Annotated in this window: 18 protein-coding genes; 11 read left to right on the forward strand and 7 right to left on the reverse strand. The window is 72.1% G+C overall.

Features of this window, described 5'->3' with window-relative positions; translation table 11 throughout:
- Positions 1-255: 255 nt before the first annotated feature.
- Positions 256-1,278, reverse strand: coding sequence for an EamA family transporter (locus tag ACFWNV_RS31925; protein WP_383953800.1), 1,023 nt, complete (start codon positions 1,276-1,278; stop codon positions 256-258).
- A 75-nt stretch (positions 1,279-1,353) separates the two neighbouring features.
- Here ACFWNV_RS31925 and ACFWNV_RS31930 point away from each other — a divergent pair, with 75 nt between their 5' ends.
- On the forward strand, positions 1,354-2,307 hold the full coding sequence (locus tag ACFWNV_RS31930) for a LysR substrate-binding domain-containing protein (RefSeq protein ID WP_383953802.1): 954 nt from the start codon (positions 1,354-1,356) through the stop codon (positions 2,305-2,307).
- Positions 2,308-2,322: 15 nt separating this feature from the next.
- Here the strand turns inward: ACFWNV_RS31930 and ACFWNV_RS31935 are convergent, their stop codons facing one another.
- Positions 2,323-2,781 carry a pyridoxamine 5'-phosphate oxidase family protein gene (locus tag ACFWNV_RS31935; protein WP_383953832.1) on the reverse strand — a complete coding sequence of 153 codons (459 nt, stop codon included), beginning with the start codon at positions 2,779-2,781 and terminating at the stop codon, positions 2,323-2,325.
- Between the two features lie 130 nt (positions 2,782-2,911).
- On the opposite strand from ACFWNV_RS31935, the gene ACFWNV_RS31940 reads away from it, so the two are divergent.
- Positions 2,912-3,526, forward strand: coding sequence for a cysteine hydrolase (locus ACFWNV_RS31940; RefSeq protein WP_383953804.1), 615 nt, complete (start codon positions 2,912-2,914; stop codon positions 3,524-3,526).
- Between the two features lie 263 nt (positions 3,527-3,789).
- On the opposite strand, the gene ACFWNV_RS31945 is transcribed toward ACFWNV_RS31940, so the two are convergent.
- Positions 3,790-4,653: a helix-turn-helix transcriptional regulator gene (locus ACFWNV_RS31945; RefSeq protein ID WP_383953806.1), complete on the reverse strand. Its 864-nt coding sequence runs from the start codon at positions 4,651-4,653 to the stop codon at positions 3,790-3,792.
- A gap of 737 nt (positions 4,654-5,390) precedes the next feature.
- On the opposite strand from ACFWNV_RS31945, the gene ACFWNV_RS31950 reads away from it, so the two are divergent.
- From ACFWNV_RS31950 to ACFWNV_RS31985, 8 genes are all read left to right on the forward strand, one after another.
- Complete coding sequence (locus ACFWNV_RS31950) at positions 5,391-6,119, forward strand: 4'-phosphopantetheinyl transferase (protein ID WP_383953808.1); 729 nt, start codon at positions 5,391-5,393, stop codon at positions 6,117-6,119.
- A gap of 469 nt (positions 6,120-6,588) precedes the next feature.
- Entirely contained in the window at positions 6,589-7,929 is a 1,341-nt protein-coding gene (locus ACFWNV_RS31955; protein WP_383953810.1) for a cation:proton antiporter, read from the forward strand.
- On the forward strand, positions 7,916-11,608 hold the full coding sequence (locus tag ACFWNV_RS31960; protein ID WP_383953812.1) for an AAA family ATPase: 3,693 nt from the start codon (positions 7,916-7,918) through the stop codon (positions 11,606-11,608). The genes ACFWNV_RS31955 and ACFWNV_RS31960 overlap by 14 nt, the downstream gene beginning before the upstream one ends.
- 109 nt (positions 11,609-11,717) lie before the next feature.
- Positions 11,718-12,041, forward strand: coding sequence for a PadR family transcriptional regulator (locus tag ACFWNV_RS31965; protein ID WP_250745214.1), 324 nt, complete (start codon positions 11,718-11,720; stop codon positions 12,039-12,041).
- Positions 12,038-12,730 carry a hypothetical protein gene (locus tag ACFWNV_RS31970; protein WP_383953814.1) on the forward strand — a complete coding sequence of 231 codons (693 nt, stop codon included), beginning with the start codon at positions 12,038-12,040 and terminating at the stop codon, positions 12,728-12,730. The genes ACFWNV_RS31965 and ACFWNV_RS31970 overlap by 4 nt, the downstream gene beginning before the upstream one ends.
- A gap of 287 nt (positions 12,731-13,017) precedes the next feature.
- Complete coding sequence (locus tag ACFWNV_RS31975) at positions 13,018-15,267, forward strand: MMPL family transporter (protein ID WP_383953816.1); 2,250 nt, start codon at positions 13,018-13,020, stop codon at positions 15,265-15,267.
- A gap of 140 nt (positions 15,268-15,407) precedes the next feature.
- Complete coding sequence (locus tag ACFWNV_RS31980) at positions 15,408-17,168, forward strand: NAD(P)/FAD-dependent oxidoreductase (RefSeq protein ID WP_383953818.1); 1,761 nt, start codon at positions 15,408-15,410, stop codon at positions 17,166-17,168.
- Positions 17,165-17,644: an ester cyclase gene (locus ACFWNV_RS31985; protein ID WP_383953820.1), complete on the forward strand. Its 480-nt coding sequence runs from the start codon at positions 17,165-17,167 to the stop codon at positions 17,642-17,644. The genes ACFWNV_RS31980 and ACFWNV_RS31985 overlap by 4 nt, the downstream gene beginning before the upstream one ends.
- Here the strand turns inward: ACFWNV_RS31985 and ACFWNV_RS31990 are convergent.
- From ACFWNV_RS31990 to ACFWNV_RS32000, 3 genes are all read right to left on the reverse strand, one after another.
- Positions 17,571-18,263 (reverse strand): response regulator transcription factor, encoded by a 693-nt coding sequence (locus ACFWNV_RS31990; protein ID WP_383953822.1) that lies wholly within the window; start codon positions 18,261-18,263, stop codon positions 17,571-17,573. The two genes, ACFWNV_RS31985 and ACFWNV_RS31990, sit on opposite strands and share 74 nt — an antisense overlap.
- A 210-nt stretch (positions 18,264-18,473) precedes the next feature.
- The gene (locus tag ACFWNV_RS31995; RefSeq protein WP_383953824.1) at positions 18,474-19,517 is read right to left on the reverse strand and encodes a methyltransferase; all 1,044 of its coding nucleotides are present in this window, start codon (positions 19,515-19,517) and stop codon (positions 18,474-18,476) included.
- Positions 19,518-19,528: 11 nt separating this feature from the next.
- Entirely contained in the window at positions 19,529-20,854 is a 1,326-nt protein-coding gene (locus tag ACFWNV_RS32000; RefSeq protein WP_383953826.1) for an acyltransferase family protein, read from the reverse strand.
- Positions 20,855-21,089: 235 nt separating this feature from the next.
- On the opposite strand from ACFWNV_RS32000, the gene ACFWNV_RS32005 reads away from it, so the two are divergent.
- Positions 21,090-21,884 carry an SDR family NAD(P)-dependent oxidoreductase gene (locus ACFWNV_RS32005; RefSeq protein WP_383953828.1) on the forward strand — a complete coding sequence of 265 codons (795 nt, stop codon included), beginning with the start codon at positions 21,090-21,092 and terminating at the stop codon, positions 21,882-21,884.
- Positions 21,885-21,989: 105 nt separating this feature from the next.
- On the opposite strand, the gene ACFWNV_RS32010 is transcribed toward ACFWNV_RS32005, so the two are convergent.
- Positions 21,990-23,696: an NAD(P)/FAD-dependent oxidoreductase gene (locus tag ACFWNV_RS32010; RefSeq protein ID WP_383953830.1), complete on the reverse strand. Its 1,707-nt coding sequence runs from the start codon at positions 23,694-23,696 to the stop codon at positions 21,990-21,992.
- Positions 23,697-23,806 lie beyond the last annotated feature (110 nt).

The following is a 23,806-nucleotide window of genomic DNA, read 5'->3' on the forward strand; positions in this document are numbered from 1 at the left end:
GATCGACTGGTACAACTACCACCGACCCCACACCGGCATCCAAGGCCAAACACCCGCCAGCCGCGTCACCAACCTGCCCGGACAACACACCTAGGTCGTCTCTTTCGGATCTTGTCGGCCGAGTCCGCGGCGTCTGGTGCCGTGCCTGGGCGTGCTGCCGGGGCGTTCGCGTGCTGGGCGTACGTGGTCGCCTCGGCAGTGCGGCCAGGCGCGGTGCCAGGCGTCGCGGGCCCGGCAAGATCCGAAAGAGACGGCCTAGCGGCGGCGGGTCTGGGTGAGGGCCGCGCCGGCCAGGATGACGGCGGCGCCCACCGGGGTGTTCCAGTGGAGCTGTTCGTCCAGGAGGAGGACGCCCGCCGTCGTCGCGATGACCGGGATGAAGTACGTGACCATCTGCGCGGTGGTCGGGCCGATCTCCGCGACCAGGCCGTACTGCATCTGGAGGGCCATGCCCGTGCCGAGGGCGCCCAGAGCGATCACCGACAGGGTCGGCCAGAGCGGGAAGGAGGTCGGCGCCGAGGTGAACAGGGCGCTGACCGCAGCCAGTTGGAGCGTCGCGACCAGGAGCTGGGCACCGGTCAGGGCCACCGGGGAGCCCGGCGTGGAGGCCAGGGTGCGGCGTACGTAGATCCAGCCGATCGGGTAGCAGAGCGCGGCCAGCAGGGCGAGCGCGGTGCCCGTTGCGTCGAGGCCCGAGAAGCCCTGCCAGGCGCCGAGGACGGTCAGGACGCCGAGGAAGCCCAGGCCCAGCCCCGCGACGCGGCGGCGCGTCGGGCGGTCCTCGGAGAGGGCGACCAGCGAGAGCGCCATGCCCCACAGCGGCGAGGTGGCGTTGCAGATGCCCGCCAGGCTGGAGGGGATGCTCAGCTCCGCGTACGCGAAGAGGGAGAACGGGACGGTGTTGAGCAGCAGCGCCGCCACCGACAGGTGGGCCCAGGTGCGCAGGCCCCGGGGGAGCGGTTCGCGGCGGATCAGTAGCACGGTGAGCAGGGCGAGCGCGCCGAAGAAGACCCGGCCGAGGGCCACCTGGAACGGGGCGTACGCCTCCGTGCCCACCTTGATCAGCAGGAAGCTGAAGCCCCAGATCACCGAGAGGATCGCGAAGCGCAGGCGCCAGTCCAGGCGGCCGGTGGCGCGAGCTTTCGCGGTGGCGCCGTCGGGGAGGGCGGGGGTGGAGGTCGCGGCCGGGGTGGGGGCCGGGGTGAGGGCCGAGGTGGGGGCCGGGGACGGGTGCGGGGTGGGGGTGCTCAGGGGAAGCGGGGTGCTGGGGGCGCTCATGAGAGTCACCTTCGCCCCTCGCGACCTCGTAGGACAAGCGAGAGTTGTTGGGGGCGACGTCGTAGGATTGCTTACATGTTGAACCTGGAGCGGCTGCGCACCCTAGACGCCCTTGCCCGCCACGGCTCCGTCGGCGGCGCCGCCGACGGGCTCCACGTCACGACCTCCGCCGTGTCCCAGCAGATGGCCAAACTGGAGCGGGAGGTCGGGCAGCCACTGCTCGCCAAGAACGGGCGCGGGGTCCGGCTCACCGATGCGGGGCGGCTCCTCGCCGAGCACGCGGCCCGGATCATCTCGCAGGTTGAGCTCGCCCAGGCCGATGTCGAGGCCGCGCGCGGATGTGCGGTCGGCGAGCTGCGGATCGGCGCCTTCCCGACCGCCATGCGGGGGCTGCTGCCGCAGGTGCTGGCGGAGTTGCGGGTCGAGCACCCCGAACTGCGGCCCCGCGTACGGGAGCAGGAGCCGGGGGAGAGCATGGCCGCCGTGGTGCGGGGCGACCTCGACATGGCCCTCGCCATCGACTGGCACAACAAGCGGATGCCGGTACCGGCCGAGCTCACGCGGGCCCATCTCCTGGACGACTCCCTGGACATCGCGGTGCCGGCGGGGCATCCGCTGGCCGGGCGCTCCGGGATCTCCCTGGCCGAGTTCGGCGGGGACGACTGGATCTCCTGGACCGAGGGGCAGTTCTGTCACGAGTGGCTCGTCTCCACCCTGCGCGGCACCGGCATCGAGCCCCGGATCACGCACATCGCCGAGGAGCACCACACCCAACTGGCCTTCGTCGAGGCCGGACTGGGCGTGTGCGTGGCCCCCCGGCTGGGACGCGGACCCGTACCGCCGGGGGTCCGGCTGCTGCCGGTGTGCGACAGCGTCCGGCGCCACGTGTACGTCGTCTGGCGGGCGGACGCCGACCGCCGACCGTCGATCCGGGCCGCTGTCGAAGCCCTGAGGAGGGCGGCCTCGGCCGCTGCCGGGGAGCCCGCGGTCGGCGGGGAGGCCCCCGGCGGTGGGTCCGCGGTGGCCTGAGCCGGCTCCGTCCGCCTAGATCTTGCGGAAGTCCCAGGACACGATCGAGTCCGGGGTCAGCCGGATCCAGGCGTGCCGTCCGTCGTGCGGCATCTCCGTGATGCCGAAGTTCTTGACGGGGAAGAGCCGCTCCGGCTCCGCCAGTTCCCCGCACGGCTCTCCCGTACGGGGGGCTTCGCCCACGAAGACGGCCGTGCCGGACAGTTCGACCCCGCGCAGTTCGTCGTAGGCCTCGCCGGCGTCCACGACCACCGAGATGCGGGGATCCTTGCGCAGGTCGGACCAGCGCCGGCTGCGGGTGATCGAGTACAGCCACAGGGAGGCGCCGTCCCAGACGAACCAGAGCGCGCCCACGTGGGGGCGCCCGTCGGGGGAGATCGTGGCCACCCGGCAGGTGCGCTGCTCGCGCAGGAAGGCGTCCGTCTCCTCGTCGGTCATCATGATGCGGCGGCCCCGCCGCTGCGCCCTGTCCACGGGCGTGCTGTCCGCGAGTGTGCTGTCCGTCCCGTCCACGGGTGTGCTGTCCATGTGGTCCGCGCCCCTTCACATCTGACTGTGTGTCAGGAATCATGCGTGCTCTTCCGTCACCACGCCAGGGGGAGCCATGGCCGATCTCGATCCCGCCACCACCGCACTGCTCACCGTCGAGTGCCAGAACGGTGTCGTCGGCGAGGAGAGCGCCCTCCCTGAACTGGCCAAGGAGGCACGGGACTCAGGGATGCTGGACCGCGTCGCCGCGCTGGTCGAGGCCGCGCGCGGAGCCGGGGTGCAGGTGCTGCACGCCGTGGCCGAGCGGCGGCCCGACGGGCTCGGGGCCAACGCCAACGCACGGCTGTTCCGGGCCGCGGGGAAGCTGCCGGTACGGCAGTTGACCGGCAGCCCGGCCGTGCAGGTCGCCGCGCCCATCACCGTCGCCGAGCAGGACCTCGTGCTGCGCCGGCTGCACGGGCTCTCCCCGATGGCCGGCACCGACCTGGACGCCCTGCTCCGCAACCTCGGCATCCGCACCCTCGTCGTCACCGGGGTCTCCTCCAACATCGCGATCCCGAACACCGTCTTCGACGCGGTGAACTTCGGCTACCAGGTCGTGGTCCCCTCCGACGCCATCGCCGGGGTGCCCGCGGCCTGCACCGCCGAGGTCATCCGCAACTCCCTCTCCCTGGTCGCTGCCATCACCACGGCCGAAGCCCTCCTCGCCCAGTGGGCCCCGGCGCGCTGACCTCCGTACTCCCCCTGGATAGGGGGGCGTTGTTAAGGACCGGTAAATCGCGGCGGCGCAGGACAGGGGTTAGCCGCGGCGTGCGGGACACGTAGCGTGTGGAGCGGAATCCGCACGCCGCGTGCGTGGCGGCCTACGGAGAGGTCGAAGAACATGAGGACGGCAACCCGGGCGCGGCACGCCCACGGCGAGCACACCGCCCGTGGGCGGACCGCAGCGCCGCTCGACGAGGCTTCAGGCCGGCCGCGCGGCCGGGCGCGGCCTCATACGGCTGCCAGCCGGCCGCCCGGCGCGGAGCGCTCGTAGGGGATCCGGTGGAGGGGCCGCGCTCCCCAGCGATCGGCCGGTCCGGCCTTGGGTTCCAGCGGCGACGGTGACTGTGACGGCGACGGTGACTGCGAGGGATGCGGGCCGATGCCGGGCACGGCGAGCAGCACCGGCGGCCGGGTCCAGTCCTCCTGGCGCACCGTCATGTCGAGACGTGTGGACGTGTCCGCGTCGACCCGTACGGGGCCGCTCGTACCGACCAGCAGCGGGGAACCGCCGTCCGGGCCGCCGGCCGTCCGTGAGCTCGGCCCCACCGCGTGCAGGTACCAGGTGCCCGGCGGTACGGCGGGCAAGGTGAAGGTCCCGGCCGTGTCGAGCCGGGACCAGGCCTGGGGTCGGCCCTGCAGGATGGGACTGTCGAAGACGCCGATGTGCAGGGGTAAGAGGGGCGTCCCGGTGATGAGGGCCGTCCCCGAAACGGATCCGAGGGGCCCGGGCGGGACGGGGAGCGGGATGACCGGAGGATGCTCGGCGGGATCGCCCTGACCGATTTTGCGGAATTGGGTGGGCGACAGTCCGACGGAGGCCGTGAAACGCCGGGAGAACGTGCTGGCGCTGCTGTAGCAAACCTGCGCCGATATATCGGCCACATTGAAGTCGGTATTGACCAGAAGGCGTTTTGCCTCATAGAGGCGAACGGCACTCAGGAATCGTCCGGGTGTCACCCCGGTTGTTCGCTGGAATACCCGGAGAAAGTAGAATTTGCTCATCATCACGGAGCGGGCCAGGTCATCCAGATAGATGGGCTCGTGGTAGTTTTCGCGGATAGTGGAGATTGCATGCCGAGTGAGGTGGATCATTTCTCCGGACTCCCTGCTGTGATCTGACGAAACACCCCTGCCGCGAGCGCAGCGCCGGGCTCGCGAAAAGGTGCTGAGAGGAACGTGGACCCCGTGCGACCGGTCGGGCGGGCTCGACGGGCGGACTCGGTGAGTGGACGCGACGAGTGGGCTCGATGGGTGGGGTCATGGGGCTGGGACCTGGGCAAACAGGGGCGGTTCGCCCTCTCGCCCAGGCGTACGAGGGCGCCCCTGCCGGCGGCACGGATGTCACTGAGGCCAGGCACGGAATTCGACTGAATCCTGCCGACCGTTCGGAAAAGCGGACGCTCGCCGTTAAGGTTCCAGGCGTCCGTCGCCTGCACGGAAAGATCTCGAACAACGAGATGGCGCGAAATATTCCAGCGAATCTCTCTGGATCGATCCGTGGTTCACCGCGCCGAAGTCGGACCTGTCGGCGGCACTATTCCTGGCAGACACCCTGCAACCCCCGTTGCGTTAATTAGGACGCCTTTGAGCCTCGCACAGCTAGCCACCTCGAAGCAATAGGGTTACGGTCATTTCCGGGGTGTCGCGAGCCGTCCCGTCGGGCATTTCGGAGCGGGTCGCCTCGGCTATGGGGGCACCGCTCCGTCATTCATGGAGGTGGGGGTGACCGTGGTCGTTGCGCATGCGTACGATCCGGCGGGTGCCGGTCCGTCAATAGGGCGAAAGTTATTCCGAAATGCGAACGCCTCGGACCCGGACGGGACGCGCCCGTGATCGGGGAGCTGCTCGGTCCGATGGTGGCGGCCGTATCCGTGCGCGGCGACGTGCCGGGGGCCCGCCTCCACCCGGAGGAGGAAGCCCTCGTCGGACGGGCGGTGCCCGAGCGGCGCCGCGAGTTCGCGACGGGCAGGCACTGTGCCCGGCGGGCGCTCGCCCGGCTCGGCATCGCGGCCGGGCCCATCCTGAGGACGGAGCGCGGAGCACCCCGCTGGCCCGAGGGGATCGTCGGCAGCATGACGCACTGCCCCGGCTACCGGGCCACGGCCGTCGCGTGGCGCCGCGAGGTCCTGGCGCTGGGCATCGACGCCGAACCGCACCGGCCGCTCCCGGCCGGGGTGTGGGAGGCGGTCACCGTGGCCGGGGAACGCGCCTCGCTCGCCGGCCGCCTTGCCGGGGGCCTTGCCGGGGGCCGGGAGGCGGAGGGCGCGCAGGTTTCCGGGCAAGTCCACTGGGACCGCCTGCTGTTCAGTGCCAAGGAGTCCGTCTACAAGGCGTGGCATCCGCTGACCGGCCGCCGGCTGGACTTCACCGACGCGGCCGTCGAGTTCGATCCGGTACGCGGTGCGTTCACGGCCCGGTTGCTCGTACCACCACCCGTGCTCGCGGGGCACGGTCCGCTGAGGGAGTTCCACGGCCGCTGGGCGGTTCGCGACGGGATCGTCGTCACCGCCGTGGCGGTCCCCGCCGTCCCCGGCGCAGGTGCGCTCCGGGTGAGGTGAGCAATCTCGGCGATGACAGTACGTCGGCCCGGACCGCAGGCTTGAGGAGCCGACGGGGGACCGGTGCCCGCCCTGGGCGCATCGCACTGCCCTGGCCGCGCCATGCGGCACCGAGGCGGATGTTTCGGCGGAGATTCCGGGCGGCCGGGCACGCCCACGGCCCATCCGGGGCCACACCGGTCACATAGTCCCCGCCGGTCACACACGCAGGGCGGAGCCGCACGGACACACCGGGCCGAGCGGGCCGAGCGGGCCGGGCGGGCCGAGCGGGCCGGGCGGGCGGACGGGAGCTCGGCCGGGGTCCGGTGGGGTCCTGCCGGGTGACCCCGAGGGTGTCCGGTTCCGTTCCGGCGCCGGTCCAGCACAGCGCAGGCGCGTACCGAGCGCCGACCCTCGTTCTCCTGAGCGGGGCGCCATCCGGCGGCCTCCCCATCCCACCCGACGACAGCAGATCGAGGTCTGTACCCAAATGACCAGTCATCAAGTGCAGTTGTTACTGCTCGACATCGCGCTGATCCTGCTGCTCGCCCGCGGGCTGGGTGCGCTGGCCGCCCGCGTCGGCCAGCCGCCCGTCGTGGGGGAGATCCTCGCCGGGATCCTCCTGGGGCCCACCCTGTTCGGCAACCTGGTCGCCGACCACTTCTTCCCGGCCGACGTACGGCCCCTGCTGGCCGGCCTGGCCAACGTCGGGGTCGCGCTGTTCATGTTCGTCGTCGGCCTGGAGCTGGAACACCGCCTCTTGCGGGGCAGGGCGCGGGCAGCCGTCGGGGCGGCCGTCGGGTCGACCCTCGTGCCGTTCGCCCTCGGCGTGCTCCTCGCCTTCTACCTGCTGCGCAACCACCCCGCCGAGCAGCGCGCCGCGTTCGTGGTGTTCGTGGGCCTGTCGGTGTCGGTGACGGCCTTCCCGGTGCTCGCCCGCATCCTCGTCAGCCGGGGGCTGTCCCGTACGGCGATCGGAGGCCTCGCGCTGGCCACGGCGGCGGTCGTCGACGTCGTGGCCTGGACGGCGCTCGGCGGCGTACAGGCGGTGGCCGGCGACGCCGAGAACTACTGGATGGTGGCCCTGCTGATCCCGTTCGCGGGGGTGCTGCTGGCCGTACGGCCGCTGCTGCGACGGGCGTTCGCGCCGGGCGGCATCGAGAAACCCCTGACCCAGACGATCCTGTCCCTCGTGATCGTCGGGGCGCTCCTCTCCGCGGCGGCCACCGAAGCCATGGGGATGCACTACATCTTCGGCGCCTTCCTGTTCGGTGCGCTGATGCCGCGCGAGGGCGTGGACGTACTGCGCGAGAAGATCCTCGAACGCACCGGGCAGATCACGTCCTTGCTGCTCCCCGTCTACTTCGTGGTGGCGGGCCTCAAGGTGGATCTTCGGGGCGTGGGGATCGAAGGGCTCACGGAGTTCGGCGTCATCCTGCTCGTCGCGATCGGCGGGAAGTTCGGCGGCACCTATCTGGGTGCCCGCTCGCAGGCCCTGGACAAGAAGGACTCCGCGACGCTGGCGGCGCTGATGAACACCAGGGGCCTGACCGAGCTCGTCATCCTCGGCGTGGGCCTGGAACTCGGCCTGCTGGACGGCTCGTTGTATTCGCTGATGGTGGTGATGGCGCTGGTGACGACCGCGATGACGGGGCCGCTGCTGTCCCTGATCGGGGCGAAGGGCGGCGCGGTGGTGCGGACGGCCGGTGCGCCGGCCGAGGGAACCGTGCCGGGCGAGGCGCCCGGGGACGGGGACGGGGGCGGGGAGGAGGAGCAGGCGCCCGGGGAGGGTGTCGGCAGTTCGGGCCGGAGCAGTCGTGCGCTTGGCTGAGCGGGACCGAGAGCTCGCGGTGCTCGCCGAGGTGCTCGACGACAGCTCCCGGGGCAGGGGGAGCGTCGCGCTCGTGCAGGCCGGAGCCGGCTGCGGGCGCACCGAGCTGCTCGACGCGCTGGGGCGGGCCGCGGCCGAGCGGGGGTTCCTCGTCCTGCGGGCCGGCGGCTCGGCTCCGGAGCGCCACGTACAGGGCGGCGTCCTGCGTCAACTGCTCGCCTACTCCGAGGTTCCCGTCGGCCTCGGCCCTGATCGGTCCCGGGTCTTCGGCGCGGGCGCGGCGGCCCGGGTCGGGGCCGCCGCCCGGTGGCCGCCCGACGCGGGGACCGCGGGGACCCTGCACGAACTGTCCGCCGGGCTGCTTCGGATCTCCGAGCGGATGCCGGTGCTGCTGTGCGTGGACGACATCGAGTTCGCGGATCCCCTCTCCCTGCACTGGATTCTCCACCTGGTACGGAGCATGCGCTCGGCCCGCATTGCGGTGGTGGCCGCCGAGTGCACGCCGTCGGGGCCGGACCGCGCGCAGCTGCGTACCGAACTGCTCCGGCAGCCCGGCCACCGCCGGATCGTCCTGGAACCCCTGTCCCCGTCGGCGGTGGCCACCGTGCTCACCGGGCACCTGGGCGAGCGGACCGCGGCGGCCCTGGCCGAGAGCTGGCACCGCATCAGCGGCGGCAACCCGCTGCTCCTCCGAGCCCTCGTGGAGGACCGGCGCAGCGCCGCACCGCAGGGCAGGGCCCCGTACGAGCCCGAGCCCGTCGTCGCCGGGGCCTACGCGGATGCGGTGCTGAGCTGCCTGCACCGTGCCGGGCCGCTCGCGCTGCGGCTGGCCCGGGTGCTGGCCGTGCTCGACGGCGCCGAGACGGACTCCGGGCTCGCGGCCCGGCTGCTCGACGAGGAGAGCGGGGCCGTCGAGGAGTGCCGCGGAGCACTGGAAGCGGCCGGACTCCTCGACGGGGGCCGCCTGCGGCACCCCGTAGCGCGATCGGCGGTCCTGCGGGGCCTGTCGGCGTCCGCCCGCAGGGAACTGCACGGCCGTGCGGCCGAGTTGCTCCACCAGGGCGGGGCGCAGGCCCTGCGGATCGCGCCACACCTGCTGGCGGCCGGACGCGAGCACCCGTCCTGGGCCGTGCCCGTTCTGGAGGAGGCCTCGGAACGCCACCTGGAGGACGACCGGCCGCAGGACGCGCACGACTGCCTGGACCTCGCCCTCGCCCTCGCCCTCGCCGCGAGCCGGGACGAGGACGAAAGGGTGGCTCTCCGGGCGCGGCTGGCCGCCCTCGCGTGGGTCCTCGATCCGGCGCTCGGCGCCCGGCACATGGGCGAGTTGGCCCGCGCGCTGCGCGAGGGGCGGCTCCCCGGCCGGTACGCCCTCGCACTGGCAAGACGTCTGCTGTGGCACGGCCGCTTCGAGGAGGCCGCCGAGGCCGTCGAGGCCGCCGGACGAACCCCGGCCCCCGATCCGGCGACCGCCACGGACCTACGGGCCACCCGCGGCCTCCTCTCGACGGCCCGCGGCCCCGCGCCGCCCGGACCCGGGAGGGCGGACCCCGGTCCGGCCGGGACGCTTCCCTCCGGTACGCCTGCCGACACCGCGTCCGTCGGCGTGGCCTCCAGGGCCGTGGCGGCGGTTGCCGCGTGGGCCGGTGCGCACGCCGAGGAGGCCGTGCCTCCGGGCGGGGCCGCCGGGACTGCGCCCGTCGGGGTGGCCGCCGCCATGCCTGACGGTGTGGCCGCGGAGTCGGGTCCTGCTGCGGTGCCCGGCGGTGTGGGTTCCGGGGGTGTGCCCGGCGGTGCGGTGCCCGCCGGGACTGCGCCTGCCGGAGCGCTGTCTTCTGGTGTGGCTCCCGGTGCTGTGCGGGCCCGTTTGGTGGCTGCCGACGGTGTGGTCGACGGGGTTCTGCCTGTGGGTGTGGCTTCCGGGGGCGTCTACGCCCCTGGGGCCGTGGCCGCCGGTGTGCTCGCCGGGAGCTTGGATCCTGGAGTGGCTGTCGACTCCGGTGCTGTCCGGGCCGGTTGGGTAGCCGGAGCTGCGCCGGTCGGTGTGGGTCTTGGGGTCGTGGCTCCCGGCGCCGTGCCGGCCGGGGTCGTGGCTGTCGGGGTGGCGCACGGGGGCTTGTCTGTCGGTGTGGTCGGCGGCGCGGTGTCTGCCGGGACGGGGCTTGCCGGTGTGGCGCCCGGCGTCGCGACTGCCGGTGTGGCTCCTGGTGTCGTGCCTGCCGGCGGCCTGCCTCCCGGTGTCGGGCCTGCCGGGGGCGTGGGTGTCGGGGGTGTGGGTGCGGGGTTGGGCGGCGGGGCCGGGTGCGGGGTTCTGCGGGGTGGTGGTGATGCCAGGGTTCGGGCGGCCTCGGCGTTGGCCGATGTGCTGGCCCGTGGTTCCGGGGCGGCGGGGGGCGACGATGCGGAGGGAGCGCTGCGGGACATGCGGCTCGGCGGGGAGACCCAGGAGTGGATCGTGGCCGCCGTCACCGCGCTGGTGCTCGCCGAGCGGCTGGAGGCCGCCGAGGGGTGGTGCGAGCTCCGGCTGGCCGAGGCGCGTGGCCGCCGGGTTCCGCTGTGGGAGGCGGAGTTCACCTCGCTGCTGGCCGGTATTCGGCTGCGGCAGGGGGACCCCCGCGCAGCGCGGAGGCTCGCCGAGGCGGCGCTGGTCCTGGTCCCGGCGGAGGGCTGGGGCGCGCGGCTGGGCGGGCCGCTGTCGGTTCTCGTACGGGCCGCCACCGAGACCGGCGACCACGAGGCGGCCGCACGTCACCTCGCCGTGCCGGTACCGGACCGGATGTTCTCCACCCGCTTCGGGCTGGACTACCTGCACGCCCGCGGCCGCCAGCGGTTGGAGGCCGGGCGGCCCGACGAGGCCCTCGACGACTTCGCGGTCTGCTCCGGGCTGATGCGCGCCTGGGGATGCGACCGGCCCGCCCTGGTGCCCTGGCGGACGGAGTCGGCCCGCGCTCACCTGGCACTCGGGGACGAGGCCACCGCCCGGGCCCTGGCCCAGGAACAGCTCGCCCTCGCCGGACCCGAGCGCACCCGGACCCGCGGGCTCACCCTGCGGGTCCTCGCCGCCACCGCGGACGTCGCCGAGCGCGTGGCGCTGCTGACCGAGGCCGCGGGTGTCCTGCGCGAGGCGGGCGACCCGCTGGAGACGGCCGGCGCCCTGACGGACCTCGGCCGCGCCCACCTCGCGGAGGCCAGAGCGGACCGGGCCCGGGCGGTGTTCGAGATGGCCGCCCGGCTCGCCGGGCGGTGCGGGGCGCAGCCGCTGGCGACCGTCGTCGCGGCGGAGCTGGAGCGTTTGGGGCCTCGCGGCGGACGGACCGCGGACAGCGGAACGGGTTGTGGGGCGAAGGAGGGAGGATCGGATGGTGGGCAGAGCTGTGGGCCGGGCCGCGCACCGTGCCACGGACCGCGCCGCGCCGCCCCCGCGCCGGAGCTGCTCAGTGAAGCGGAGCGGCGGGTGGCCGGGCTCGCGGTGGGCGGGTACACCAACAAGGAGATCTCCGAGCTGCTCGTCGTCACGGTGAGCACCGTGGAACAGCACCTCACGCGGATCTTCCGGAAGCTGGGGGTGAAGGCGCGCAAGGACCTCCCCCCGGAGCTCGGGGCCGACCTCGCGGAGTCGGGACCGGCCGTCCTTCCGGCGTACCGACAGGGCGGATCGAACCGGGCAGAACCGGCCTGAACCCGTCCCCGCCCGTGAAGCCGCCCGCCGTGGCGGCGGCCATGCCGGCGGGCCGGGAGGGGCCGAAAGCGCCGGGTCCGATTCCGGCCCCGATGTGTAGTGTGGCGACATGAAGGCAGAGACCTTGCGAGGCAACCTGGAAGGCATGCTGCTGTCCGTGCTGGAGCCCGGAGAACAGCACGGCTATGCCGTCATCGAAGAGCTCAAGCGGCGCAGCGGGGACGCGATCAACCTGCCCACGGGCACGGTCTATCCGGCCCTGCACCGGCTGGAGGCCGCGGGGCTGGTCGGCAGCGAGTGGTCGACGTTCAACGGCCGGCGCCGCCGCAACTACTTCCTCACCACGGCCGGACGCCGCGCCCTGGCCGACAAGCGCACGGCCTGGCAGGAGGTCTCCTCGGTCATCTCGGTGGTGCTGGGGGGCGGGGCGTGACCGAAACCGCGGTCTTACAGCGCTACACCGAGCACATCGCCGAATACCTCGTCGGACCGCCCTCCAGGCGCACGGCGATCCTCGACGAGGTCCTCGACGGCCTGGAGTGCGCGACCGAGGGCAACCTGGAACTCTGCCCCGACGCCGAGGAGGCCGCGCAGCGCGCGGTCCAGGAGTGGGGTCCGCCGACCGAGGTCGCCCGGGCCTACAACGACGCCACGCTGAGGATCAGCGCCAACCGCCTGTCCGCGCGTGCCATGTGCGCACTGCCCCTCCTCGCCGCGACCTGGGCGTCCGCGATGCTCGGGGGCCCGGCCGGCCCCTGGGCGTACCGCCACCCGCCGTTGCTGCTGCTGGGCCTGTCGGTCGTGGCGTTCGGCTGCGTGCTCTCCCTGGCCGGAGCCGTCTCCGGGCTCCGCAAGGGCAGCGGCATCGAGGCCGCGGACGCCCGGCGGGACCGCGGGGTGACGACCGGGACGCTCGCGGCCCTCATCGGACTGCTCAGCGTGCTGGGTGCGCTGATCCTGCTGATGCTGAACCGGGGGCTGAGCCATCCCGAATCCCTGGACTGGCCGATGGTTTCCATCGCGGCGGCCCTGACGCTCCTGGCCGGCGCCTACTTCGGGCTGGCCCTGAAGCGGTTCGTCTCGGTCATGCGGGGAGCCGGATCCCCGTACGACATCCCGTAGACACGACAGCGGCAACAGCGGAAACAGCGGCACCACGTAGCGCCACGTGACGGCGGACGACAGAGCGCGATAACGCGAGCAGAGCCCCTGGTGGGGGCGGCATCCATGGACGGATGCCGCCCCCGCCAGGGGCTCTTCGCGTGTCCGGGGCGGGCCGTGGTCCGGCCAACTTCCCTGCCGGGTCCTGGCTTTGTGTTGCGGACGCCGTACCGAGGGGGCTACGTTGATCACCCATGTGTAGCGTGGCTACACAATAGCGTCGCTACAGGAGGTGTTTCGTGGAGCGCATGACACGATGGGTGCTTGCCCATCGGCTGCCCGTGGTCCTGGTCTGGGTGGTGCTCACCCTGGTCGGGGGAGCCCTGTCCAGCAGCACGATCGAGAAGCTCTCGTTCGAGTCCCGCCTCCCGGACAAGCCGGCCCAGGTGGCGAACGACACCCTTGCCCAGCGCTTCTCCCAGACCGGCGGCAAGAACGCCCCGCTGCTCCTCGTGGTGACCGTGCCGGACGGCACGACCGCCGACAGCGAGGACGTCCGCAAGGCCTGGGGCGACCTGATCGCCAAGGTCACCCCGCAGGGCGGCCGCAGCGTGTCCTACGCGAACACCGGCGACGACTCCCTGATCTCCGCCGACAAGCGCACCACCGTCGCGCTGGTCTACCCGCCGGCGAACCGCACCAACGTCCCTTACGAGCAGTCGCTCCCGGGGATCAAGCAGACGGTCGAGCAGACGAAGATCGCGGGCGCCCCGGTCGAGCTGACGGGCCAGCCCGTCCTGTCCGGCCGCGACAGCGGAGCCCAGCGCAGCCCGATCTACGAGACGCTGATCGGCGCCCTGGGCGCCCTGGTCGTGCTCGGCCTCGTCTTCACCAGCGGCCTGGCCATCGTTCCCCTGCTGATGGCCGCGGTCGCCATCCCCACCACCTTCCTGCTGGTGCGCGGCATCACCGGGGTCACCGACGTCTCGTTCATCGTCCAGTTCCTGGTGGCCCTCATCGGGCTGGGCATCGCCATCGACTACGCCCTCCTCGTGGTCACCCGCTGGCGGGAGGAACGGCAGAAGCCCGGAGCCGACGGCCCCGAACCCGCCTCGCGCCGTGAGGCGGTCGTACGCTCCGTGGCCAGCGCCGGCCACGCGGTCGCACTGAGCGGCGCCACCGTGGCGATCTCGCTCGCCGCGCTCGTGGTCCTGCCCGTGCCCTTCCTGCGCAGCGTCGGCTACGCGGGTCTCCTGATCCCGCTCGTCAGCGTCGCGGTCGCCCTGACCCTGCTGCCCGTCCTGCTGTACTCGTGGGGCGACAAGCTCGACCGGCCGCGCCGGACGCACCGCCCGGACAGCAAGATGTGGGGCCGGATCGCCGGGGTCACCACGCGCCGCCCCGCACTCACCGCGGTGCTCAGCGGGGCCGTGCTGCTGGCCCTGGCCGCACCCGTGTTCGCCCTGCAGCTGGGGCAGCCGGCCACCGTGACGCTCGCCCGGGGCGGACAGCCCGCGGCGGCCTTCCAGCGGATCGTCGACGCGGGCTTCGGAGAGGGCATCGCACGCCCCCTGGAAGTCGTCGTGGACGCCGGCGGCAGCGTGGCGATGGACAGCAGGCTCGGCGGTCTCGAAGGCGTCGCGGGCTCCGTGGCCCCGGCGGACTGGGAGCGCGGCGGACAGCGCATCGTCGACGTGTGGACCACGGCGGACCCGTCCAGCGACGACGGCCGGGACGCGGTGACGGCGGTCGTGGACGCGGCGGGGGAGACCCCCGGCGCGCTCGTGGGCGGCGGCCCCGCCCAGGACGTCGACTTCATCGACGCGGTCTACGGATCCCTCGGGCTCATCCTCGTCTTCGTCGCCCTGCTCACCTTCGTCGTACTGGCCCGCACCCTGCGCTCCGTGGTCCTTCCCGTGAAGGCCCTGATCCTCAACGCGCTGTCCACCTGCGCGGCGTACGGCGTGGTCGTGCTCGTCTGGCAGGAGGGCTACGGCAGCGAGCTGCTGTTCGACACCCCGGCGATCGGGGCGGTGACCATCTGGATCCCCATGGCGGTCTTCGCCTTCCTCTTCGGGCTGTCCATGGACTACGAGGTGTTCATCCTCCACCGCATCCGTGAAACCCATCTGGAACTGACCGCCAAGGGCGTGCGCGACACGGTGGTCCCCTCCGTCGTGACGGGCATCAGCCGGACCGGCCGGCTCGTCACCTCGGCGGCGCTCATCCTCTTCCTGGCCTTCACGGCGCTGGCCAGCATCCCCATCACCGACGTGAAGGTGTTCGCCACCGCGCTGGCGGCGGGCATCATCATCGACGCCACCGTCGTCCGGGGTCTCCTCACCCCGGCGCTGGTCACCCTCCTCGGGCGGTCCAACTGGTGGTTCCCGAACTCCTTGGGCCGGCTGCTCGTTACATCCCCCGGACGGGCGGCCGGCCCGAGGTCAGGTTCCGACGGCGACACGGCGGCGGGCACGGGTACGGACACGGGCGGCGAGGCGGCGACGCCGACCACCGTTCCCCCCTCGCCGGCGGCGGGCCCGCGCGGCCGCGGCTGATCGACGTGCAGGCCGGCGCGCTGCGGTGCGCCGGCCTGCACGTGCTTTGTCACGCCTTCATCGGCATGCACAAGGGTGGTCGTGCGGACGCCAGGCTCGAGGCGGCGTCCGCGACCAGACGACTGCGAAGGGAACCGACCGTGACCGCACAACCGACCGAGCCCGTACGGCCGACCGCGTCCACCGGACCGACGGCGTCCACGGGACCGACCTCGTCCACCGGATCGACGGCATCCGCTCAGAAGCCCAGCCACGACGTGCTGATCCTGGGGTCCGGAATCGCCGGATCCACGCTCGGCGCGGTACTGGCCCGAGGCGGAGCCAAGGTACTGATCGCCGACGCGGGCACCCATCCGCGGTTCGCGGTGGGGGAGTCGATGATCCCCCAGCTCATCGCCTGGCTCCAGGTGCTCGCCGAGCGCTTCGACGTACCGGAGTTCCAGGCCCTGACCGACGTGACCACGATCAACCAGACGGTGAGCAACACCTTCGGCCGCAAGCAGCACTTCGGGTTCATGCTGCACCGGCCGGGCCAGGAGCCCGACCCGGACGAGGCGCACCAGTTCGTCATCCCCGACGCCCTGACCTCCGCGAGCCACCTCTTCCGGCAGGACAGCGACGCCTACCTGCACCGCGTGGCGGTCGGATACGGCTGCGACACCCGTCAGCAGTGGCGGGCGGAGAAGATCGACTTCGACGACGACGGGGTCACGGTCACCGGCGCCGACGGACAGGTCGTCCGGGCCCGCTACCTGGTGGACGCCAGCGGCTTCCGCTCCCCGCTGGCCGACCGCCTGGGGCTGCGCGAGGAACCGGCGCGCTTCAAGCACCACTCGCGGTCCCTGTTCACGCACATGATCGGGGTACGGCCCTTCGACGACGTGCTGGAGGTCCCGGAGCAGAGCCGGCCGCCCGTCCCCTGGCACAACGGCACCATGCACCACCTCTTCGACCGGGGCTGGTTCTGGATCATCCCCTTCGACAACCACGAGCTCTCCCGGAACCCGCTGTGCAGCGTGGGGGTCACCCTCGACCCGCGCACGTACCCCAAGCCCGAAGGGATCGGCGCGGAGGAGGAGTTCGCGCAGCTGCTCCGCCAGTTCCCGGCGGTGGAGCGGCAGTTCGAGGGAGCCAGGAAGGTCCGGGAGTGGGTCTCCACCGGACGGCTGCAGTACTCCTCCGGTCAGACCGTCGGACCGCGCTGGTGCCTGATGTCGCACGCCGCCGGCTTCCTGGACCCCTTGTACTCCCGCGGCATGTCCAACACCTTCGAGATCATCCACGCCCTCGCCCCTCGCCTCCTCGGGGCCCTCGCGGACGACGACTTCGCCGAGGAGCGCTTCCGCCACGTCGAGGAACTCGAACAGGGGCTCCTCGACTACAATGACACGCTCGTCAACTGCTCCTTCATCGCCTTCTCCCACTTCCGCCTCTGGGACGCGGTGTTCCGGGTCTGGGGAAGCGGCAGCACCCCCGGCACCCTCCGGATCAACAATGCGCTGCGGAAGTTCCGCGGAGACGGAGACGCGAGCGTCTTCGACGCACTGGAGAAGGCGCCCCACACCGGCCTCTGGTGGCCGGACAACGACGAATTCAAGGCGCTGCTCGCCGTGACGGCCGAGGCCTGCGCGCAGTACGAGGCGAAGCTGATCGACGGCGACACGGCGGCGGACCTCATTCTCGAACAGATCCGGGAATCCGGAGCCGTGCACGACGGATTCGGCTGGAAGGACGTGAAGCAGCGGTTCATCCACCCGGATCAGGACCAGATTGCGGATTTCCTGAAATGGGCCGCGGCGTCGCCGGTGCCGGAACTGAACACCGTCGGCCGCGAAAGCCTCGCGGCGCTGCGCGCGGCGGGTGCGCCGCCGCTGTCCGCCTCCCCGGAGCCGGGCCGGTGAGCGGCGTGCCGGCCCCGCACGGGGAACCGGGCGTGCAGGAGGCCAGCAAGGCCCTCGCGCGGCTGTGGTTCGACGAGGGCTGGAGCCGCGGGAACCTGCAGGCCGCCGACCGGATCTTCGCCCCCGAGTTCCTGCTCAACGGCGAACGGGTCGGTCCCGCCGGCCCCAAGCGGAGCGTGTGGTCGCGGCGCGCCGCGTTCGCCGGGCTCAGGGTCGACGTCGGACTTCAGGTGGCGGAGGGGCCCTGGGTGGCGACGTGGTACACGGCGCGCGGCACGCACGTGGGGGAGTTCGCCGGACTGGCACCCACCGGGCGCGACATCTCCTCCGAAGGCATCCAGCTGTGGCGCGTGGAGAACGGGCTGGTCGTCGAGGACCGGAACGTGTTCGATACCAGGCGGGTCATCGGGCAGCTGCTCGCGCCGGACGGGCCGATTCCCGGTCCGGACCTGCACCGAGCGGCCCGGAGTGAATGATGTTCTTCTCGTAGGCGAAGATGACCGCGTGCACCCTGTTGCGAAGGCTCAACTTCTCCATTACTTTCTGGATATGCGATTTCACGGTGCTCTGACTCAGCGTCAATTCCGTGGAAATCTCGGCATTGCTGAATCCTCGCGTCATGAGGCGGAATACCTCGATTTCCCGCTCGGTCAGCGGGTCGAGCGGAGAGTCGCCTGAATCCTGCTGGGCCCTGGGGATGAGCAGGGACCGGCCGGCGGCCATGATGCGGACCGCGGCGGCGAGCTCCTGTGCGCTGCTCCCACTGGACAGCAGGCCGTTCACGCCGGCCTGGAGCACCTGGTCCGCCGCCGCGCCCACATCGTCGATCAGGACGAGGACATTTGGGGGCGGGAACGTCGAACGGGGCGGCGAGAGCGCGTCTATGCTCTTCAGAGCCTGTGCGGCATTCTTGTGGGCGTTGATGATGACGACATCGGGCCGCAGCTCCCGGTACCTGGTGGCCGCGGTGGCGTCGTCCTGGGCGACACTGGCCACCCGCAGGTCGGGGCAGCCGTCGAGAATGGCCTGCAGCCCGGTCAGCGAGATGGGGTGCGAATCGACGAGCAGGACACTGATGCGAGGCGAGCCTGACATGTATTCCCCCGAAGTTCATGGACAGTGCAGTCGTCGGCCAGAATAGCCTGGCCGATGTCGGTCGGATCCAGCGTGTTCTTATCCCAGATTGGCGAGTTCGGGCAGGGTTGCCCCGCTCACGCGCGTCGAAACACCGGCTTACGGTGAGGAATTCAACGCGAGGAACACCCGCTCCCGGGCTGCTGGCCCGGGAGCGGGTGTGCTTTCGTGTCAGTTCTTGCGGCCGGCCCTGTCGCAGGTCTTGCGGCCGATCACCGCGGTCGTCAGGGCGGGCAGTCTGAGCACCCGTTCGACCGTGAAGCCCGCCTCCGCCATCCACGCGCCGCACTCGGCCGGGGCGAAGCCGGCGGCCTGCGCCGACTGCAGCATCATGATGAGGCTGAGCATCAGCGGCTCCGCCTCCTGCCGCTCGTCGTCGAGCATGGTGTCGTAGACGATGACCGCCCCGCCGTCGTTGACGGCTTCGTAGGCCTTGCGGAGCAGCGTGGCCCGCTGCTCCGCCGGCCAGTCGTGCAGCACGCTTCCGAGGATCACCACATCGGCGCGCGGCAGGTCCACGGCGAAGAAATCGGCGCCCACGAACCGCAGTTGCTTCTCGACCCCGCGCTCGGCCACCAGCCGGTCGAAGTGCTCCTCCATCGAGGGCCGGTCCAGCACCGTGCCGGTGAGCCCGGGGTGCGCGGCGGCGAGGCGCGCCGCGAGATTGCCGCGCGCCCCGCCCACATCGCTGAAGGTCGCGTACGGGGACCAGTCGAAGGCGTGCGCCAGCTCGTCGGCCACCGCCCCGCTGAAACCGTCCATCGCCGACAGGAACTGCCGCAGCCGGGCCGGGTCGTGGAAGATCCGGGTGAAGGGGACCTCGCCCCCGGCCGTCTGGTTGCGGGCTGCGCCGCCCCGCAGCAGCGCGGGGAGCGAATCCGGGTCGCTGCCCATGAGTTCGCTGGTCATCCGCAGGAAGCCGCCCACGAACCCCGGTCCGGCCGGCAGCAGATGCTCCTGCGCGCCGGGGCTGTTGCCGTAGCGGCCGCCGGTCCGCACCAGGAGGCCGATGGCCGCGAGGGCGTCCAGGAAGTCCCGGCCGCCGCGCGGGTGCAGGCCCGTGCGGGCGCACAGCTCCTCGGTGCCGAGCGGTCCGTCGCCCAGCACCGAGAAGACGTCCAGGTCCATGGCCGCGGTCAGCAGCTTGCCCCGGAAGAAGGACCACCCGACGAACATGACGTCGAAGGGGTCCGTGACGGGTCCTGGCGTCGTCATGTCCGGCGACCTCATTCCCTCGTGGTGGAACTGCTCTCGGCGCGCGGGCTCGGCGCACCGGTGGCGGCCGGCTCGGTCCGCGGCCCCGGAACGGATGCGGTGCGGCGCCCTATGCGGTGGCGCAGCAGGCGCTCCACCGGGCGCTCGTAGAACTGGTACAGGAGGGCGCAGACGGCCAGCGTGACGAAAAGGGCGAGAAGTGCCCAGCCCGCATTCGACCAGCTCGGCTGGACGGGCCGCATATAGAATTCGACGATGCTCTTCTTGTCGAATACCGCCGACGAGATCTCGAAGAGCACGGTGAAGTGCAGGAGGTAGAAGGCGTAGGACCATTCGCCGAGGGCCACCATCGGCCTCGTCCGCAGCCAGGACGCGCCGCCCGCGAGGTCCCGCTGGGCCACCGCGACGACCACGAGTGCGAACAGCGGGGCGGACACCTGGCCGAGGGCGTCGAAGAGGACGTACTGCCGCCAGGTCTCGTGGCGCAGCAGCCACAGCCCGAGGAAGCCGGCGGCGAGCAGCGCGGTGGCCGAGCGGACCCCGAGGGGGGAGCGCCAGCCCTTGCGGACCGCGGCCGCGGCGACCATGCCGAGGAGGAACTCCCAGACCCGGGCGACGGGGGAGTAGGTGCCGAAGATCAGGCCGTCCATGCCGGTGAAGGCGGGGCGGGGCTGGGGCGGATAGGCGTCCCAGAGGTACAGCCTGATCGCCCAGCCCACCGCCACGAGGGCGACGGCCGCCCAGCCGAGCCGGCGCAGCGACCGGCGGACCGTGTACTTCGCCACGAAGGGGAAGATCGCGTAGAAGAAGGCCTCGCAGGCCAGCGACCAGGTCACCGGGTTCGTGCTGCTCAGGATGTAGCTGGGCATCCAGGCCTGGTAGAGCAGGACGGCGGAGAGCGCCATCAGGGCCAGGGTGCCGGACTGCCCCGGCCGTGCGTCGGGCAGCTGGAGGAGGAGCGGGACCGCGACCCCGACGGCCAGCAGCGGCCAGATGCGGGCGAACCGGCGTCCGTAGAACGGGCCGACCCGGTCGCCGTCCCGGTACGTCCAGGTGAGGACGAAGCCCGACAGGACGAAGAAGAACGTCACCCCGGAGGCGCCCAGGCCGAACACCGCCTTGGCGCCGGGGATCGGCAGCAGGGTGCTGACGTGGTTGAGGAAGACGGCGAAGGCCGCGATCCAGCGCAGTCCGGTGAGGGAGTCCAGCCGGGCGGCCTGTCCCTCCCCGGGCGCTCGGCCTGCGACGGGTGCTCGGCCTGATTCGGGTGCTCGGCCGTCGACGGGCGCTTGGCGCGCGGCGGGCGCGGAATCGCGTCTGTGAGCGGAGGACGTCATGGCACTGACACCAGCCATTTCCATGGAGACGGGGACGGAGTGGAGCGGCGGGCCCGGAGAATCGGGCCCGTCACGCGGCTGCATTTCATCACCGGCCGATGAATCCCCGCTTAAGCCAAAATAAATCGGTTCCGCCCGGCCTTTCTCCGCGACTATTCGCTGGCCTGTTCTCCGATATCGTGGATAACCTGTCGGGGCGTATGAAATCAATTGTCGAAGAGATTCGAGGAATGCCATGCGGCGATTTCCGTACGGCTCGGCGATGGTGACCGGGGCGTCGAGCGGGATCGGTGAGGGGTTCGCCCGCCTCCTCGCCCGGGAGGGAGCGGACCTCGTGCTGGTCGCCAGGCGGGGCGACCGGCTCAAACAGCTCGCGGCCGAACTGGAGTCCGCGCACGGGGTGACCGTGGAGGTGATGCAGCTCGACCTCACCGACGAGAGTCAGGTCGCGGCGGCCGAGCAGCGGCTCGCCGAGACCGGCCGGCCCGTGGAACTCCTCGTCAACAACGCCGGTTCGAGCGGCTCCGGTTACTTCGCGGAACTGCCCGTAGAGCGTGAGCTGCACACCGCGGTCCTCAATGCCCTCGTGCCCCTGCGGCTGTCCCACGCGGCCCTGCCCGGCATGATCGCCCGCGGGGCCGGCGGCATCGTGAACGTCTCCTCCCTCGTCGCGGTCCTGCCGAAACCGCGGTCCGCGACCTACGCCGCCTCCAAGGCCTTCCTGTCCTCGCTGAGCGAGAGCCTGTCCATGGAGGTCGCCCGCCACGGGGTCAACGTGACCACCGTGCACACGGGTCTGACCCGCTCCGGCTTCCACGAGGCGGCCGGCGTGCCGGCCTCGGCCCTGCCCGACATCAAGTGGCTGACGTCCGAGCAGGTCGCCCGCGCCGGCCTGGACGCGGTGGCGGCAGGACGGCCGTCCACGGTGCCCGGCCTGGCCTACCGCATCAGGCTGCCCCTGATGCGGGCGGCGCCGCGCTCCGTGGTCCGCGCGATCACCCGGCGGGTCCACGAGAGGCCGCGCACCTGACCCGCTGACGGGGCAACGAGAGCGGGCGGCTCCCACACCACCGTGGGGGCCGCCCGCTCTGTGTCGTGCTCCGTCGTGCCGTGAACTCCCTGCCGTGCGGCCGGGTCAGTGCGGAAGGGCCATCTCGTCGTCGCTCTGCCCCGACAGCGGCGCACCGTGCACGTCCACGCCGTCGATGAGGTAGCTGAGCTCCTCCGGCCCCTCGTGGCGCAGCCAGTTCGCCATGCGCCTCAGGTCGTCGGGCATGGGATAGACGAAGCGGCGGCCGGGGTCGCGCAGCCCGAGGTGGTCCAGGACCACGGGGGTCTTCACCACCGTGTCCAGCAGTTCCCCGCCCGCGTCGGCCGCAGTGCGCTCGCCGCGGTCGACCGCCTCGCAGAGCCGCACCATCTCGTCGAACAGCGCCTTGTAGCCCTCCGATCCGGGTACGGGAAGCCCCGGGTGGGCCGCGTTCTCCATCGCGCGGAGCACCCCGTCGTCGCCGGAGGCCTCGAACCGCTCGGTGAACCGGTCGAAGCGCAGGTTGATCGGCACCTCGGCCGCGCACCAGATCCGGTAGACGGCGTTCCACAGGGAATGGTCCTGGAAGGAGATGAAGGAGGAGTTGACGAGCTCGTCGTTGTAGCGGATCAGCCCCTGCTGGAGCTCGTCGACGTACCGGAAGCGCTCCTCGTCGAAATCGTCCTCGGCCAGGGCGTCGAGCAGCCTCCAGGCAAGGGAGTTGACCACCTCGCCCGTGTTGGTCAGGCCGCGCGAGTACAGCGGGTCGATGAAGCCGGCGGCGTGCGACATCAGGCACCAGCGGTGCCCCACGGTCTTGTCGGAGGCGTACTGGATCCGGCCGGCCGACACCCACGGCCGTACGGTCCGGGCGTCCGCGAACAGCCGCTCCACCGCGGGGAACCGGGCCGCGAAACTGCGGAACTCCTCCTCCGGGGACACCCCGTGGTCCTTCGGGTACTTCCGCTCGTCCAGCGTGAGACCGACGCTGACCAGCGGGTTCCTCGATCCCGGTGCGTTGTTGAACGGGATGGACCAGAACCACCCGCGGTCGAAGAGGTGGTGCATGGTCCCCTCCACCCAGGGGATCGGCGGGGCGTCCTCGGGTCCCACCCGCAGGCACTCGTCGGTCGGCCGGACCCCCAGCATGTGGGTGAACATGGACCGGGAATGGTGCTTGAGCGCCCCGGGCTCCTTGCGCAGACCGAGCTGCTCGGCGAGCGGGGAGCGGAACCCGCTGGCATCCACCAGGTAGCGGCCCTCGTACCGCTCGCCGTTCTTCCCGATCACGGCCACATGGTCCTGCGCCAGCTCCACGTCCTCGACGTGGAAGGCCTGGCGGACGTCGCAGCCGTAGCGGACGGCCGCGTGGAAGAGGTACGCGTCGGTGTCCTGGCGGAACAGGTGCCCGGTCTGCAGGGCCTTCGAGGGCGGGCTGAACTGGAGGAACTCGGCCGGGTCGGGCTCCTTGCCCTCCTCGTGCCGGATGAAGCCGAAGTGGCGCTTGGTGCCCGAGGTGGGGGCGATGTCGTCGTGGATTCCCTCGTACGAGGTGAGCGACTCCAGTTCGGGAACGCCGTAGCGCCGGGCCAGCAGCCGGAACACCTTCAGGGTGTAAAGGGTCGTCGACTCCCCGACGGCGAACCGGGGATGCGTTCCGCCGTCGAGGAGCAGGACGGAGACGCCCTGCTTCGCCAGGATGGCGCCGAGGGTCGACCCGGCGATGCCGGAACCCAGGATGATCACGTCGTGGCGGCGGGGCGGTGCGGCCGGCCGCAGGCCTGCGCGGCTGCCGGGGTGTTGTCCGTGCATGCTGTCCTCCTGTGGGACGGGAACGGGTGGGCGGCTGCGGGGTCCGGCGGAGCCGGACGGGGGACGGGCGGGGGGGGGGGGGGCGGGGCGCCCCCCCCCCCCCGGGGGCG

Origin of the sequence: Streptomyces sp. NPDC058401 (assembly GCF_042722885.1) — a bacterium.
Lineage (GTDB): Bacteria > Actinomycetota > Actinomycetes > Streptomycetales > Streptomycetaceae > Streptomyces.

Bases quoted from the DNA above. Each gene is read 5' to 3' on its own strand.
- ACFWNV_RS31925 (WP_383953800.1), bottom strand. From the start codon at position 1,278: ATGAGCGCCCCCAGCACCCCGCTTCCCCTGAGCACCCCCACCCCGCAC.
- ACFWNV_RS31930 (WP_383953802.1), top strand. From the start codon at position 1,354: ATGTTGAACCTGGAGCGGCTGCGCACCCTAGACGCCCTTGCCCGCCAC.
- ACFWNV_RS31940 (WP_383953804.1), top strand. From the start codon at position 2,912: ATGGCCGATCTCGATCCCGCCACCACCGCACTGCTCACCGTCGAGTGC.
- ACFWNV_RS31945 (WP_383953806.1), bottom strand. From the start codon at position 4,653: ATGATCCACCTCACTCGGCATGCAATCTCCACTATCCGCGAAAACTAC.
- ACFWNV_RS31955 (WP_383953810.1), top strand. From the start codon at position 6,589: ATGACCAGTCATCAAGTGCAGTTGTTACTGCTCGACATCGCGCTGATC.
- ACFWNV_RS31965 (WP_250745214.1), top strand. From the start codon at position 11,718: ATGAAGGCAGAGACCTTGCGAGGCAACCTGGAAGGCATGCTGCTGTCC.
- ACFWNV_RS31975 (WP_383953816.1), top strand. From the start codon at position 13,018: ATGACACGATGGGTGCTTGCCCATCGGCTGCCCGTGGTCCTGGTCTGG.
- ACFWNV_RS31990 (WP_383953822.1), bottom strand. From the start codon at position 18,263: ATGTCAGGCTCGCCTCGCATCAGTGTCCTGCTCGTCGATTCGCACCCC.
- ACFWNV_RS31995 (WP_383953824.1), bottom strand. From the start codon at position 19,517: ATGACGACGCCAGGACCCGTCACGGACCCCTTCGACGTCATGTTCGTC.
- ACFWNV_RS32000 (WP_383953826.1), bottom strand. From the start codon at position 20,854: ATGACGTCCTCCGCTCACAGACGCGATTCCGCGCCCGCCGCGCGCCAA.
- ACFWNV_RS32005 (WP_383953828.1), top strand. From the start codon at position 21,090: ATGCGGCGATTTCCGTACGGCTCGGCGATGGTGACCGGGGCGTCGAGC.
- ACFWNV_RS32010 (WP_383953830.1), bottom strand. From the start codon at position 23,696: ATGCACGGACAACACCCCGGCAGCCGCGCAGGCCTGCGGCCGGCCGCA.